This is a genomic window from Alistipes finegoldii DSM 17242 (assembly GCF_000265365.1).
Lineage (GTDB): Bacteria > Bacteroidota > Bacteroidia > Bacteroidales > Rikenellaceae > Alistipes > Alistipes finegoldii.
In genome coordinates, this window is sequence record NC_018011.1 from 161,250 (window position 1) to 175,148 (window position 13,899).

Consider the following 13,899-nt stretch of genomic DNA (forward strand, 5'->3'; position numbering starts at 1 on the left):
TACGTTCGGAGATTTACTTCTTGGGAGCCGCGGCACGCGCACGGATGATTCCCATAACGGTCTGCTTGCCCAGACGCACCCAGTCCAGCAGCGGCAGGTACGAGGGACACGAAGCCTGACAGCAGCCGCACTCGATACACGAGGTGATCATCTGCTCTTCGAGCGCGTCCCAGCCCTTCTTCTGCGTCATTTTCGAGAGGTAATAGGGTTCAAGCCCCATCGGGCAGGCGGCCACGCACTTGGCGCACTTGATGCACTGCGAAGCCTCGCGGCGCACGGCGTCGCGGCCGCTCATCACCGTAATGCCCGAACACCCCTTGGTCACGGGCGAATCGAGGTTGACCATCGCCCGGCCCATCATCGGACCGCCGTTGATCACCTTGCCCGCATCGGCGGGAAGCCCTCCGGCTGCTTCGAGCAATGCCGAAATCGGCGTGCCCATGCGGGTCAGCAGGTTCTTCGGCTCCTTCACGCCCTTGCCCGTGACGGTCACCACGCGCTCGATGAGCGGCTTGTTCTTCTGCACGGCCTGATAGACGGCATAGGTCGTCGAAGCGTTGCACACCACGGCGCCCACGTCGATCGGAAGCGCGGGCGGAGGCGGCACCTCACGGCCCGTCACGGCGGCGATCAGCTGTTTCTCACCGCCCTGCGGATATTTCACCTTGAGGGGCACCACTTCGATCCCCTTATACCATTCGGCCAGTTTGCGCAGGTGCGCTATGGCGTCGGGTTTGTTGTTTTCGATGCCGATGTAAGCCTTCTCCACGGCGATCGCCTTCATCAGGATCGTCACGCCCACGAGCAGTTCCTCGCCGTGTTCGAGCATCGTACGGTGGTCGGAGGTCAGGTAAGGCTCGCACTCCACGCCGTTGATAATCAAGGCTTCGGCCTTTCTTCCGGGAGGAACCGAGAGTTTCACATGCGTGGGGAACGTCGCACCGCCCATGCCGACGATACCGGCGTCCTTGATCCGGGCGATGATCTCCGCGGACGAAAGCGCGCACTCGCGGACAAGCGTCTCCGAACGGTCGATGCCTTCGGCCCACTCGTCGCCCTCGCGTTTGATCGTAATCATCACCTGGCGCAGCCCCTGACCGTTGGGAACGGCGTCGACAGCCGTCACCGTTCCCGAAATCGGGGAGTGGATATTGGCCGACATAAAGCTTGACGCCTCTGCGATGAGCTGTCCCGTCAGCACCTTGTCGCCCTTGGCGACCTTGGCCGCGGCGGGCGCGCCGATATGCTGTGCGAGGGGAATCGCCACCGCATCGGGCAGCGGAAGCACCTCGATCGGTTTGGCGCCGCTCAGTTTATTTTCCGACGGATGGACTCCGCCTATTGGAAATGTCTTCATATCTTAATTTCTCTGTTTTTTCGGTTGGATTCTTTCCTTCGTCTTCCGCCCACCCCGGCAGGTCCACGCCCGCCCCGGCTCTGCGGAAAAATCCGTTTATTCGGCTTTGGAAGCGGTTTCCGCCGGAGCGGCCTTCTCAGCGTTGGGCGCGGCCTTCTCAGGCGCAGCGGCACTCCCGGCAGGCTTTTCGACTGCGGCCGCCTTAGAAGCGTCGGCCGGAGCGGCCTGCCCGGATGCAAGCGCGGCCTTCTCCGCGGCCGGCTTGGCGGATTCAACAGCCTTCTCTGCGGCCGGTGCCGTTTTCTCAGCGACCGGCGCCGCCTTCGGCGCAGCGGGAGCCGCCGGAGTCTTCGGCGCCTTGGGCAGCGGTTCCATGCCGACCAGCCGGATCGCGCCCGTCGGGCACTCGTTCACGCACTTGCGGCAGAGCTTACACTTCTGCGGGTCGATATAGGCAAGGTTGTTCGCAATCGTAATCGCGTCGAACGCGCACACCTTCTGGCACTTGCCGCAGCCGATACATCCGGCCTTGCAGGCTTTCATCACCACCGCGCCCTTGTCCTTCGACACGCACGACACGTATACCGCACGGTTCTTGGGCCACTTCTTGCGCAGCTCGATAATCATTTTGGGACATGCCTTCACGCAGGCGCCGCAAGCTGTACACTTATCGGGATCGACTTCGGGAAGCCCCGTTTCGGGATTCATGCGGATCGCGTCGAAAGCACAGGAGACGACGCAGTCCCCGAATCCCAGACAGCCGAACGCACAGCCCGTTTCGCCCACATAGAGCGACGAAGCCACGGCACACGACTTGGCGCCGTTGAAATCGTTGGTGCGGGGACGCTTCTCGCAGGTTCCGCCGCAGCGCACGGTAGCGACCTGCGGTTCCTTTTCGGGAGCGGACTTGCCGAGGTAAGCCGCGACGGCCTTCATGCAGTCGCCGCCGCCCACGGGACAGAAGAGCGACGAAATGTCGTCCTGCTTCACGAGCGCATCGGCCATGCCGCGGCAGCCGGCGAAACCGCAGCCGCCGCAGTTCGCGCCCGGCAGCATCTTCTCCACCTCGTCGATTCTGGGGTCCTCCTCGACCCGGAATTTCTGGGCCACGAAATAGAGGATCACCGCGGAAAGCACTCCCAGCGCACACAGCGTCAGGATTGTGTAAAGTAATACTTCCATCAGTAGTTTTTGGTTATTGAGAAATGAATTGTGTGTTCGATTTTATGTCTGAAGAGCCATAACACGCAGTAATAGACGCCTACTGCGGCCAATGCCGCCAAGGCGCTGCGGCCTTCGCTCCATCCCAGCGCGGCGACCGCCGCGGCCAGCACCGCCAACAGCACCGCCAGCGCGCCGACATAGGCCAATATAACGGCGACAGCGCCCGCACTGCGGCGGACGCCGACCGTAACGCTTTCGCCTGCGGTGTAGTGTTGCTGCGCTCCGGGGGTCGTCACCTCGACGATCTTTTCCCGCGCTTCGGCCAAGCCGCACGCCTCGCGCGCCTTGCAGGTGCCGCAGGCGCTCTGTGAGGTAATCTTCACATAGACCCGGTCGCCTTCGACGCGCGACACGATCCCTTCGTGTTCGATGATTCCGGATGCCACGCCTCAGTCGCCGTATTTATTGGTCAGGGGCATCAGCCGTTCGTGCCCGAACGAGCACATCGACAGGCGCAGCACGGGCGGAAACTGGTAACGCTTCTTCTCGTTGCGCATGATCATGCAGTGGATCTTCTCCACGACTTCCGAATCGAACCCCGCATTGACGATCTCCTCGCGGTGCTGGCCCTCCTCGATCATGCGCAGCAGAATGGCGTCCACCACCTCGTAGGGCGGCAGAATATCGCTGTCCTTCTGTCCCGGATGCAACTCCGACGACGGCTCCTTGTCCAGAATGTTTTCGGGAATCACATTGCCGAACGTGCGGTTGATATAACGCGCCACGTCGTACATCTCGCTCTTGTAGAGGTCGCCCGTGGGGCTGAACGCACCCGCCGTATCGCCGTAAAGCGTACAAAGGCCCAGCGCATTCTCGCTCTTGTTCGACGAGTTGAGCAGAATGTAATCCGTCTTGTTCTGCACGGCCATCAGCAGCACCGTGCGGATACGGGTCTGGATATTCTCCTCCGTGGCGTCGAACTCCCGCCCGCCGATGACCGGCTTGAGGGTGTTCACCACACTGGTATATATTTCGGTAATGGGAATTACGTTGTATTCGATACCGAGGTTCTCGGCCAGCTTCTTGGCGTCTTCGACCGAATGGTCCGACGAGAACTGCGAAGGCAGCAGCAGGGCGCGGACATTCCCGGCGCCCAGCGCGTCAGCGGCCAGACAGGCCACCACGGCCGAGTCGATACCGCCCGAAAGGCCGATGCAGGCCTTCTTGTAACCGTTCTTGAGGAAGAAGTCACGGAGTCCGCAGCGGGCCGCCTGATAGACCATCCGCGTGCGGTCGTTGTAGGTCGAAGGAACCCCGACGGGAGGATTCTGGGCCTTGGTGTCGAAAATCTGGAAATCCTCCTCGAACTGCTTCATCATCAGCACCAGCTCGCCGCGGTTGTTGAACGCGCCCGACGTGCCGTCGTAAACGATGTCCGTCGCGCCTCCGACCTGATTGACCAGCACCAGATTCTTGGCTTCGACGAACGACAGATGACGCATCATATCGTAACGGTAGGTCATGGTGCCCTTGCCGTATTTGCGGGCGTTGATCGAGATGACGGTTTCGACCGACTTGTCGAAATCGTGCTCGCGGCTCAGGTCGTCGCCCACGATGATGGCGCACTTGTGACCTTTGATCGTCGCATATTCGAACCCTTTCGAGGGGACGAGAAAGCCCATTTCGCGGCGGGCCGTGATATATTTCTTGCCCACGTAGCGCAGCACCTTGCGGTCCTGAATCAGCGCCGCGGCGCTGATGGTTCCCTCGCGCGTGAGGATCGGCAGTCCCACGATCGCGGCGATGCCGTCGCAGCACGAAGCTATTTCGACCAGCGCGTCCTCGCACAATTCGAGGAAGGTCGTCTTACGCAGCAGATCGAAAGCCGGTGTCCCGCTCACGGCCTGTTCGGCAAAGATGACAAGGTCGGCGCGCTGCGCTTTCGCTTTGTTGATGGAATCGATGATTTTCGAGGCGTTGCCGTCGATATCCCCGATCGTGTAGTTCAACTGGGCAATAGCTATCTTCATTTGTTAGTAATTTTAGTCCGAAAATTACGACTTTGCAAAGTTAAGGAATATTTATAAAAGTCGGAAGGATTTTGGTGTTAATAAATTAACACTCGCCGCACCGCCGCCGGCAGCCGGAGATTCCGCATGACGCGAAAAAAAGTTTCGATTTTTTCTCGCTCCGTTCCGCCTGACGCCCAGCATTAGTTTCCTCAATGTAAGTAACATACGCGCACGTACCGTCTTGCAGCCGGCGAACGTTCTCCTTATCTTTGCCCTGACCGAATACAAACGTATCAGCAAACCAAACGTACAGCAAAGATGAAAAAAGTCGAAAAAACAGCCGGCGGCGCGAATTTCGCTGCCGTGACAGTAGGAAAGATGGACGAGTTGAACCAGCACACGCTGATCTTGGCTCCGGGCGTCGAGATCCCCGGAAAAGTATTTGCGGGCAGCGCCCTCGGCGCCACGGGCGCGGAGTTGTCGTTCCAGCGCATCGAGCCGGGCGCAGGCGTCGGGTTCCTCCACACCCACAAGACGCACGAGGAGCTCTACATCATCATCCGGGGCGACGGAGAGTTTCAGGTGGACGGCAAAATCTTCGCCGTCGGCGAGGGCAGCGTAATCCGGGTCTCCCCCGACGGCCGACGCGCGCTGCGCAACACCGGCGCGGAGCCGATGATTATGATCTGCGTCCAGTACAAAGCCGATTCGTTCGCATCGTCCGACGCCGACGACGGGGTGATTCTCGACGTCGGGGTCGTGTGGTAGCCGCCCGCGAAAACGAAGAGGGCCGGAGTTGAATGACTCCGGCCCTCTTGTTTACTGAATGATCCGCTACTCCTGAACCTCTTCGGGATCGGTCACGAGAATACGTCCGCAGTACTCGCAGATAATGATCTTCTTGCCCTGACGGATTTCCACCTGACGCTGCGGGGGAATGCGGTTGAAGCAGCCGCCGCAGGCGTCGCGCTTGACGGTCACCACGGCCAGTCCGTTGCGGACGTTCTGGCGGATACGGCTGTAGGCCGCCAGCAGGCGCTCGTCGATCTTGGCTTTGGCGCGGTCGGCCTGCACTTCGAACTCGGCGACCAGCGGTGCGGTCTCGGCCTCGATGCCCTCCAGCTCGCTCTTCTTGGCGGCAAGGTCTGCGGCGCGTCCGTCGGCTACGGCTTCGGCCTCCTCCAGCTGGAGCTTCTTGGCCTTCACGCCGGCGCTGTACTCCTTGAGACGCTTCTCGGCCAGCTCGATCTCCAGCTCCTGATACTCGATCTCCTTGGTGATGGCGTCGAACTCGCGGTTGTTGCGCACGTTGTTCTGTTGTTCCTTGTAGTTTCCGATAAGAATCTTGGCCTGATCCACCTCGCGCTTGCGCTGTTTGGTGAGCGTATTCAGCTCCTCGATTTCGGCATTGATGTTGTCGATACGGGTTCTCAGGCCGGTCATCTCATCTTCGAGGTCCTGTACCTCAAGAGGCAGTTCACCTTTTACCTTGTTGATTTCATCGATTTTGCTGTCGATCTTCTGCAGCTCGTAAAGCGCCATGATCTTCTCCTGCATCGAATAATCAACTTCGGCAGTTTTCTTTTGTGTTGCCATATAATGTCTTCTATAGTTTAGACTTAAACCAAATAGTTCACCGGATTGCGCGAGTCCTCACTCTTGCGAACCGCAAAGGTAATCAAATTTTTCGATAAAATATCAAATAAAATCTGAATTGCGCAATATTCGCTTTCAAAATGGCCTATATCTGCTACGGTGAGGGCTTTATCGGGCGTCATGAAGTCGTTGTACTTCATGTCCGCCGTGATGTAGATGTCGGCCCCTGCGCGGCGGGCTTCGCCGATCATCGAAGCCCCGGCCCCCGTGCAGACCGCCACGCGGCGCACCTCCGGCGAAGCGATGTCGCTATGACGCACGACGCGCACGCCGAGCGTTCGCTGGATATGGCGCATGAACTCCACGGTCGCCACGGCTCCCGGCAGTTCGCCCACCACGCCGAACCCGACCTTCGCGTCGGCCGCGGAGGGCTGCAGCACACACAGGTCCGCCACGCCCAGCATCTCGGCCAGCCGCCAGCTCATCCCCTCCGGCGCGCTGTCGAGATTGGTGTGACAGGCATAGAGCGCAATGCCGCTGCGGATGGCCCGCTCGACGCAGCGCTGCACCTGATCGGCCGAATTGAACCGCTTGAGGGCATGGAAAACGATCGGATGGTGCGTGATGATCAGATCGCACCCCTCGCGCTCGGCTTCGGCCATCACCTCGTCGGTGACGTCCACGGCCAACAGCGCCTTGCGCACCTCGTCGTCGGGCCGGCCCACGATCAGCCCGGCGTTGTCGTACGACTCCTGCCACGCCAGCGGCGCAAAACGCTCGATGACGTCGGTTATTTCCCGGATAAGCATAATTTATATCGTTAATATATACATTTTCCCAACCAGAATACATCCCGGCGGGACGTTGTCGCGGCTCTGAGCCGCGTTTACAAGTCTGCCCCCCGAAATCCCCTCCTCGGAGGGGAGTGTTTACGACACAAGGCCGCCGGCATACCGGGCAAACTCCGCCCTGCGCAGCGGCGGAAATCCCCTAAAACAGCGACTGCTCGTAAAAGGCGAACAACTCCTTGTTCTCGACCTCCTCCTTCTTGCGGCGGGGTTTGCGGGTACGCTTCGCCACCGAGTGTCCCGCATCGGCGGCTTCCTCACCTTCCGCAGCGATCTTCACCACGGGTTTGCCCCTGCGGCGGGGTGCGGCGGCTTCGGCGTCCGGCGCATCCGGCACGGCACCGGCGTCAGTATCGGCGTCAGCGTCGGCAAGGATTTCCCCCTCGCCGGCCTTCAGGTCCTCGCGCACCTCGACCAGCAGCGCGCGGATACGCTGCAGACGCTCCATCAGCTCCGCATCGCGTTCCATTCCGCCCTCGGCAGGCTGCTGCCGGAGTGCTTTCTTCGCCCCTTCGAGGGTCATTCCCCGCTCCTTGACCAGATGATAGATCAGTTTGAGATTCTCGACATCCTGCGGCGAGAAGAGACGGTTTCCTTTCTTGTTGCGCTTGGGGCGGATGACGCTGAACTGCGACTCCCAGTGACGGATCAGCGACGCATTGACGTCGAACATCTCGGCCACTTCGCCCATCGAATAAAAAAGTTTCTCGGCCATATCTATTGTTTAATAATTCGCAATGAATTGGGATACATGTTGTTTACCCGGTTTCCTATGCGCTTCGCGAATCCGAGCGCACGGCCCCGCGCGCACACCAGATTGATCCCTTCGGCAAAAGGTCCGGCCCCGATCTCCTGCCTGCGCAGGAAGCGGAGCGTCTGCTCTTCGTCCAGCTCCGCGGCGGGAACCGCATCCCGGTTCAGTCCGCAGAAGAACGCCAGCGCGGGATCGGGACGCAGGCGGCCCTTGAAGAGCTGCCCCATCGCCACGCCCGAATATATCACCGGAAGCGCTTCGGCCAGCGCTTTTACGGCTTCCGCCTGCGCGACGTAATAGCCGTAACAGGTGTCGGCGACCGTCACGAAGCACATCCGTTCGGGGCTGTTCACCCAGCGGCGCAACTCGGCTGCCGCGGCTCTGTCCACCGAAGCGAAGACCGTGCGCCGCGCCTTGGGCGTGCGGCAGCGGCCGCCCGCATCGAAAGCCTTGCGGACCACGGCGGCGAAAAATCCCTCGCCGCGCGCCCGGTGGGGATAAAACCGGAAGGTCCGGAACGCTCCCACGCGCCCGCAGACAATCCCCCACGACGCATCGACGGCGACTTCCCCGGCCTGCGCCGCTTCGTCCTCCGCCCAGCCGAGCATCCGTTCGAGTACGCCTTCGTCCTCGTCGCGGTTGAACGTACAGGTGCTGTATATCAGCACTCCGCCGGGTTTGAGCGCACGCCACGCTTCACGCAACAGCTCGTCCTGCCTTGCGGCACAAAGCTTTACATTGCCTTCGCTCCATTCGCCGCGGGCGTCGCGGTCCTTGCGGAACATCCCCTCGCCGGAGCAGGGAGCGTCCACCGCCACCACGTCGAACCACGCTTCGAAACCGCCCAGCTGCCGGGCTTCGCACGTCGTCACCGCAACGTTGCCCGTGCCCCACTTGCGGACGTTGTCCGCCAGCACCTGAGCGCGGCGGCGGTCGATCTCGTTGGCGACGACCAGTCCGTCAGGCCCCACGAGCGACGCATAGAGCGTCGTCTTGCCGCCCGGAGCAGCGCAAAGGTCGAGAATCCGCCTGCCGGCGACTTCGACACCCTGCAACAAATGTCCCACGAACTGCGACGCGGCCTCCTGCACATAGTAGGCCCCCGCATGAAAATCGCTGTCGAAGGTGAACTGCGGCCGCGCCGCGAGGTAATATCCGTCGCCGCACCACGGCACCCGGCCGTCGGCATCGGCCAGCACGGCAGGCGGCACTCCGTCCGGACGAACGACCACCTTGTCCGCGTCCTCCTCCCGCCCGGCTCCGCCGTTCTCCGTACCGCCGCACTTGGCCGGGTTCAGGCGCACCGACACGGGCGGCTCGGTGTCGAGCGCCGCGCAGAGCGCCGGGCCCTCGCTATCGCCCAGATCGCGCAAAACGCGCTCGGCAAACTTCGCAGGCAGCGTCATGCGTTACTTCCGGGTATTAAGCGCATCCAGCCGCGCGCAGATTTTATCCAGCACGGCAGGATCCGAAATGAAATCCTCATGGTCCTTGTCCACCACGAGCACGTCGCCTTCGTATATGTTGTCTATCCAGTTGTTGTACTTGTCGTTCAGCCGCTTGAGGTACAGCTCGTCGATATTCATCTCGTACTCGCGGCCGCGCTTGCGGATCTGCGAAATCAGCGTCGGGACGCTCGCCTTGAGATAAATCAGCAGGTCGGGCTTGGGAATCAGCTCGGTCACCAGCCTGAAAATCTTCATGTAGGTTTCGATGTCGCGCGTAGGCATCAGCCCCATTTCATGGAGGTTGCCGGCAAAGATATGCGCATCCTCGTAAACCGTGCGGTCCTGAAAAATCACGCCCGAACCGCCGTCGGAGAGCATGTCCATCGTCTGCTGGATGCGGCTTCCCAGAAAGTACATCTGCAGATTGAACGACCAGCGGTTCATATCTTCATAGAAGTCGCCGATATAGGGGTTGTTGCACTCTTCGAGATACGACTTGGCATTGTAGCGCTTGGTCAGAATCTGGGTCAGCGTCGTCTTTCCGCTTCCGATGTTGCCTGCAATTGCTATATACATATTATACGATATTTGTTTTACATTTTTGTCCTGCCGGAGCATTCCGGCGCCCTGTCATCATGGCGTCGCGCCGCAAAAACGTCCGCCGTCACTTCTTCTCCCCGCCGAACGCCAGAATCTCCTCGGCCACATGGCGGTCGTTGACCAGCCGCGGCACCTTGTTCTTGCCGCGGGCGCGCAGCCATGCGAGGAAAAGCCCGCGGTCCACGACCGTCAGCCGCTGCCGTTCGAGCGTGGTCCGGCGCTTGGCGTCGTAATCCGAATTCACGGCCCGCAGCTCCCGGTCGAGCGCTTCGGCGAAATGCTCGCGGCTGTCGGGCTCACGCTCGAACTCCACGATCCACTCGTGGGCGCCCCGCTCCCGGAGCGACATGTAGCACGGCGCCACGGTATACTCCCCGACGACGGCCCCGGTCTCGTTGCTGGCGGCAATCAGGGCACGGTCGGCGTTATCGACGATCAGCTCCTCGCCGAAGACGTTGATATACTGCCGTGTGCGGCCCGCGAACCGGATCCGGTAGGGATTCGTCGAGGTGAACTCCACCGTATCGCCGATTTCGTAACGCCACAAACCGTTGTTCGAGGTGATCAGCATGGCGTACACACGGCCGCACTCCACGCCCTCCAGCGGGACGATCGTCCCGCCGCTGCGGAACTCGAAGAAGTTGCCGTAGTCGAGCATCAGCAGCATGTCGTCGCGCGACGGATCGTCGGCCAGCGCGAAGAAGCCCTCCGAAGCGTTGTAGGTCTCCATGTACTGCATCCGCTCCGAGGGTATCAGCGCCTCGAACGAGCGGCGGTAAGGACCGAATTCCACGCCCCCGTGGGCGAACATGCAGAGGTTGGGCCACACTTCGAGCAGGTTCTGCCGCCCCGTATATTCCAGCACGCGACGCATCATCGCCAAATTCCACGACGGCACACCCGCAAAGGCCGTGATGTTTTCGCCGACGCACTCGCGGCAGATCGCCTCGACCTTGCGGTCGAAGTCGGGAATGAGCGCCGTGGCCATACGCGGCGCACGGAACCAGCCGCTCCAGAACGTCGTCTCGTGTATCAGTATGGCCGACAGGTCGCCCACCAGATTGCGCCCTTCGCGGCTGCACGACCCGCCCAGCGTCAGCGTCTTGCCTTCGAAAACCCCGGTCTTCGGATTGTTGCCCGAAAAGACCGTCGCCACGTCGCGCATGCCCAGCGTATGGTTCCACCAGAGCGACTCCTCCGTGACCGGGATGTATTTGCTCCGGTCCGACGTGGTGCCCGACGAACGGGCGAAGAGCTTCACGCGGCCCGGCGAAGCGACGTTCTTCTCGCCGGCCAGCATCTTCTCGATATAGGGCTTGAACGTCTCGTAATCGAACGTTTCGACCATCGTCTGGAACTGTTCGACCGTGCGGACATGCCCCAAGTCGTAACGCCAGCCGAATTCGGTCCGCCGTCCGCGGCGCAGCAGCTGCCTGAAGACGCGTTCCTGCGTCTCGGCCGGCCGGCGCCGGAAACGGTCGATGGCCCGCTCGCGCTGCGAAAACCATGCTTTGAGTAATATGCTTCTGAATGACACGTGTCTGTTCGGTTTCGTTGCCGGCGGCGTGCGCTGCCCGGCGGCGTGCGCCGGGCAGCGCGGCACGCGCCGTCAGTTAAAAAAGTATCCTACTTTGCCCACGGACGCAGGCATGGCGAAGACCACCACGCGGTCGTAGGGGTTGATTTCCATATTGTCCACGGCGATGAACACCTTGTCGCCGCGCACGATGCCGCCGATGATCGTATCTTCGGGAAGTCCCATGTCCTTGATCCGGGTCTTGACGGCCGGAGCGTTGGGCTTGACGATGAACTCCAGCACCTCGGCGTCGCTGCCCGTCAGGCACTTGATGGCCTGCACGTCGGTGGACATCGTGAAGCGGAATATGTTCGACGCCGTCACCAGTTTCTTGTTGATGATCGTGTCGATGCCGATCGACTCGGCGAGGTTGATGTAATTGAGGTTCTCGACCTCGGCGATCACCTTCTTGACCCCCATGCGCTTGGCGAGCATCGCCGCGAGGATGTTGGTCTCGCTGCGGCCCGTCACGGCCACGAAGGCGTCCATATTGGAAAGCCCCTCCTCCATCATGGCCTCGGTGTTGCGGCCGTCCTCGTTGATTATCAGCGTCTTATCCAGCAACTCCGCCAGCCGATAGGCCTTCTCTGCGTTGTAATCGACCAGCTTGATATTCACCTCCTCCTGCAATTCGGTGGCGATGCGGATGCCGATGCGCGAACCGCCGAGGATCATCATGTTCTTGATCTCGATATTGGACTGCCCGGAGAACTCCATGACCTGCTTCACGGCGTCCTGACGCGCGATGACGTAGATCACGTCGCCCTCGGTGAAGATCTCGCCCTGCCGGGGGATGATCGTCTCGCCGCTCCGCGTGATGGCCACCGTGCGGTAGCTCAGCGGCGTCTCGTCGTCGTCGAAGCCCTCGATCTGCCGTCCCACCAGCGGCGAGGCCGGTTCCAGACGGAACACTACCAGCGAGAGTTTGCCGCTCGAAAAATCGACGTACTCCGTGGTCGAGGTGTGCCCCAGCAGGTTGATGACCTCGCGGGCCGCCACCTTTTCGGGATAGAACAGGTAGTCGATGCCCATGTCGATGAACATCTCCTTGTTGTTGGGTTCGAGGTACTCGTTGTTGTCGATGCGGGCGATGGACTTCCGGGCGCCCAGCTTCTTGGCCAGCATCGCCGCCACGACGTTGTCGTTCTCCTCGTGGTTCACGGCGATGAAAAGGTCGCACTTGCGCACCGAAGCCTTGCGGAGCACGGCGAAGGTCGTCGAATCCCCCTCGACGGTAATCACGTCGGCCAGACTCCCCACGTCGGAAAGCAGTTTCTGGTCGCTGTCGATAATGGTGATGTCGTGGCCGTTGCCGCTCAGCATCTTCGCCAGATGGCTCCCCATCTCTCCCGCTCCCGCTATTACGATTTTCATAGTATTGCGTCGTTGTCTTTTTGCATCCGCCGCCGAAGAGAGGGCAGCGTTTTTGCAATTTATCTTACAAATGTATACATTTGTGACCGAAAGCCAAAATTTCGGGACGTAAAAATACCTTATTGATATGCCGACATGGTTAATCGTTTTTCTGTTCGCGGTGGGGGCCGTGGCCCTTTTCGTCGTGGGCATGTCGCTGACGCTGATGATCAAAGGACATAACATCGACTCCGAGATCTCGACCAACAAGAACATGCAGCGGCTGGGCATCAAGTGCGCCGTACACGAAACGCGCGAAGCGGACGGCAGCGCCGGCTGCTCCGACACGCATACGGCCGCGGGGTGTTCGGGCAACTGCTCGGCCTGCGACATCGAAGAGGCCGGGCACGGAAAATAGCCCCGGATGCGAACGCGCTGAAACCCCTGCAAACCCGCCGCACATGATCCGACAACCCGAATCCCCGAAGACATTCGTCTGGCGCATATGCTCGGCGCATGTGATCGCCTACTTCACCGCCGGCGTTTTCGCCCTCCTCTTCCTCGATTACAGAACCCACTTCTCGTCCGAGTCGCTGGCTCTGCTGATGCGGCCCGTAAGCTCACCGTGGGTCGCGCTCGGCCCCGGACTGCAGATTTTCCGAGGAGTGCTGATCGCGCTGGCGCTGCTGCCCGTACGCGGATTCCTGTACGGCAAAAACGGATTCCTCAAGCTGGCGTGGCTGGTTCTGGGCCTGAGTTTCATCTCGACCATAGGTCCCACGCCCGGCTCGTTCGACGGCTACATCTACACGATCCTGCCCGTGCAGTATCATCTGGGCGGAATCCCCGAAGCCGTTTTATACACCGCGCTCTTCGCGGGCATCCTCGCCTTCTGGCACAAATCCGGAAAAAGATACGTCACGGTGCTCTCCATCGTACTTGTGGCCGTAATCGTACTGCTCAGCGTCATGGGATTCCTCGGCGCGGCGCAGGCGGAGTAACGCGGCGGCCGTCGGGCAAAACCGGAATCTACCGGATGTGATCGAGTGGCGAAAGCTGGCAGTAGTTGCTGGGGCTGAATGAGGTTGGCGGGCTGTAGCAGGCTGAGGTTGGCAAGCTGAGGTTGGCGGGCAGAAGCTGGCCGAAACCGGCTGAGGCCGACTCGCCGGCGAATAAAAAAATGAGGTTGCC

General features: G+C 60.8%; 14 protein-coding genes. 3 read left to right on the forward strand and 11 right to left on the reverse strand.

Annotated elements, in window-relative coordinates:
• Positions 1 to 13: 13 nt before the first annotated feature.
• From rsxC to ALFI_RS00735, 4 genes are all read right to left on the reverse strand, one after another.
• Complete coding sequence (rsxC, locus tag ALFI_RS00720) at positions 14 to 1,357, reverse strand: electron transport complex subunit RsxC (protein WP_014774366.1); 1,344 nt, start codon at positions 1,355 to 1,357, stop codon at positions 14 to 16.
• Positions 1,358 to 1,453: 96 nt separating this feature from the next.
• Positions 1,454 to 2,539 carry an RnfABCDGE type electron transport complex subunit B gene (locus ALFI_RS00725; protein WP_009598803.1) on the reverse strand — a complete coding sequence of 362 codons (1,086 nt, stop codon included), beginning with the start codon at positions 2,537 to 2,539 and terminating at the stop codon, positions 1,454 to 1,456.
• The gene (locus ALFI_RS00730) at positions 2,539 to 2,967 is read right to left on the reverse strand and encodes a SoxR reducing system RseC family protein (protein WP_009598875.1); all 429 of its coding nucleotides are present in this window, start codon (positions 2,965 to 2,967) and stop codon (positions 2,539 to 2,541) included. Before ALFI_RS00730 ends, ALFI_RS00725 begins: the two co-directional genes overlap by 1 nt.
• A 3-nt stretch (positions 2,968 to 2,970) precedes the next feature.
• Positions 2,971 to 4,551: an NAD+ synthase gene (locus ALFI_RS00735; RefSeq protein WP_014774367.1), complete on the reverse strand. Its 1,581-nt coding sequence runs from the start codon at positions 4,549 to 4,551 to the stop codon at positions 2,971 to 2,973.
• 300 nt (positions 4,552 to 4,851) lie between these two features.
• Here ALFI_RS00735 and ALFI_RS00740 point away from each other — a divergent pair, with 300 nt between their 5' ends.
• Positions 4,852 to 5,301, forward strand: a complete 450-nt coding sequence (locus tag ALFI_RS00740) for a cupin domain-containing protein (RefSeq protein ID WP_014774368.1) — start codon at positions 4,852 to 4,854, stop codon at positions 5,299 to 5,301.
• A 66-nt stretch (positions 5,302 to 5,367) separates the two neighbouring features.
• Here the strand turns inward: ALFI_RS00740 and ALFI_RS00745 are convergent, their stop codons facing one another.
• The 7 genes from ALFI_RS00745 to trkA all read right to left on the reverse strand — a co-directional run bounded on the left by ALFI_RS00745 (position 5,368) and on the right by trkA (position 12,729).
• Complete coding sequence (locus tag ALFI_RS00745) at positions 5,368 to 6,129, reverse strand: zinc ribbon domain-containing protein (protein WP_009598809.1); 762 nt, start codon at positions 6,127 to 6,129, stop codon at positions 5,368 to 5,370.
• A 23-nt stretch (positions 6,130 to 6,152) separates the two neighbouring features.
• On the reverse strand, positions 6,153 to 6,938 hold the full coding sequence (locus ALFI_RS00750) for a Nif3-like dinuclear metal center hexameric protein (protein ID WP_014774369.1): 786 nt from the start codon (positions 6,936 to 6,938) through the stop codon (positions 6,153 to 6,155).
• A 181-nt stretch (positions 6,939 to 7,119) separates the two neighbouring features.
• The gene (locus tag ALFI_RS00755) at positions 7,120 to 7,692 is read right to left on the reverse strand and encodes a MerR family transcriptional regulator (protein WP_014774370.1); all 573 of its coding nucleotides are present in this window, start codon (positions 7,690 to 7,692) and stop codon (positions 7,120 to 7,122) included.
• 2 nt (positions 7,693 to 7,694) lie between these two features.
• On the reverse strand, positions 7,695 to 9,137 hold the full coding sequence (locus tag ALFI_RS00760) for a methyltransferase RsmF C-terminal domain-like protein (protein WP_014774371.1): 1,443 nt from the start codon (positions 9,135 to 9,137) through the stop codon (positions 7,695 to 7,697).
• Positions 9,138 to 9,140: 3 nt separating this feature from the next.
• Positions 9,141 to 9,755, reverse strand: a complete 615-nt coding sequence (locus ALFI_RS00765; RefSeq protein ID WP_014774372.1) for a deoxynucleoside kinase — start codon at positions 9,753 to 9,755, stop codon at positions 9,141 to 9,143.
• A gap of 88 nt (positions 9,756 to 9,843) precedes the next feature.
• On the reverse strand, positions 9,844 to 11,316 hold the full coding sequence (locus ALFI_RS00770; protein WP_014774373.1) for a GH3 auxin-responsive promoter family protein: 1,473 nt from the start codon (positions 11,314 to 11,316) through the stop codon (positions 9,844 to 9,846).
• Between the two features lie 72 nt (positions 11,317 to 11,388).
• Entirely contained in the window at positions 11,389 to 12,729 is a 1,341-nt protein-coding gene (gene trkA, locus ALFI_RS00775; protein WP_014774374.1) for a Trk system potassium transporter TrkA, read from the reverse strand.
• A 127-nt stretch (positions 12,730 to 12,856) separates the two neighbouring features.
• On the opposite strand from trkA, the gene ALFI_RS00780 reads away from it, so the two are divergent.
• Positions 12,857 to 13,126 (forward strand): hypothetical protein, encoded by a 270-nt coding sequence (locus tag ALFI_RS00780; RefSeq protein ID WP_014774375.1) that lies wholly within the window; start codon positions 12,857 to 12,859, stop codon positions 13,124 to 13,126.
• A 43-nt stretch (positions 13,127 to 13,169) separates the two neighbouring features.
• Positions 13,170 to 13,709, forward strand: a complete 540-nt coding sequence (locus tag ALFI_RS00785; RefSeq protein WP_014774376.1) for a hypothetical protein — start codon at positions 13,170 to 13,172, stop codon at positions 13,707 to 13,709.
• Positions 13,710 to 13,899 lie beyond the last annotated feature (190 nt).

What these genes read in the sequence shown, in the direction of transcription:
- rsxC (WP_014774366.1), bottom strand. Translation starts at nt 1,357, where the DNA reads ATGAAGACATTTCCAATAGGCGGAGTCCATCCGTCGGAAAATAAACTG.
- ALFI_RS00725 (WP_009598803.1), bottom strand. Translation starts at nt 2,539, where the DNA reads ATGGAAGTATTACTTTACACAATCCTGACGCTGTGTGCGCTGGGAGTG.
- ALFI_RS00735 (WP_014774367.1), bottom strand. Translation starts at nt 4,551, where the DNA reads ATGAAGATAGCTATTGCCCAGTTGAACTACACGATCGGGGATATCGAC.
- ALFI_RS00740 (WP_014774368.1), top strand. Translation starts at nt 4,852, where the DNA reads ATGAAAAAAGTCGAAAAAACAGCCGGCGGCGCGAATTTCGCTGCCGTG.
- ALFI_RS00745 (WP_009598809.1), bottom strand. Translation starts at nt 6,129, where the DNA reads ATGGCAACACAAAAGAAAACTGCCGAAGTTGATTATTCGATGCAGGAG.
- ALFI_RS00750 (WP_014774369.1), bottom strand. Translation starts at nt 6,938, where the DNA reads ATGCTTATCCGGGAAATAACCGACGTCATCGAGCGTTTTGCGCCGCTG.
- ALFI_RS00755 (WP_014774370.1), bottom strand. Translation starts at nt 7,692, where the DNA reads ATGGCCGAGAAACTTTTTTATTCGATGGGCGAAGTGGCCGAGATGTTC.
- ALFI_RS00760 (WP_014774371.1), bottom strand. Translation starts at nt 9,137, where the DNA reads ATGACGCTGCCTGCGAAGTTTGCCGAGCGCGTTTTGCGCGATCTGGGC.
- ALFI_RS00765 (WP_014774372.1), bottom strand. Translation starts at nt 9,755, where the DNA reads ATGTATATAGCAATTGCAGGCAACATCGGAAGCGGAAAGACGACGCTG.
- trkA (WP_014774374.1), bottom strand. Translation starts at nt 12,729, where the DNA reads ATGAAAATCGTAATAGCGGGAGCGGGAGAGATGGGGAGCCATCTGGCG.
- ALFI_RS00780 (WP_014774375.1), top strand. Translation starts at nt 12,857, where the DNA reads ATGCCGACATGGTTAATCGTTTTTCTGTTCGCGGTGGGGGCCGTGGCC.
- ALFI_RS00785 (WP_014774376.1), top strand. Translation starts at nt 13,170, where the DNA reads ATGATCCGACAACCCGAATCCCCGAAGACATTCGTCTGGCGCATATGC.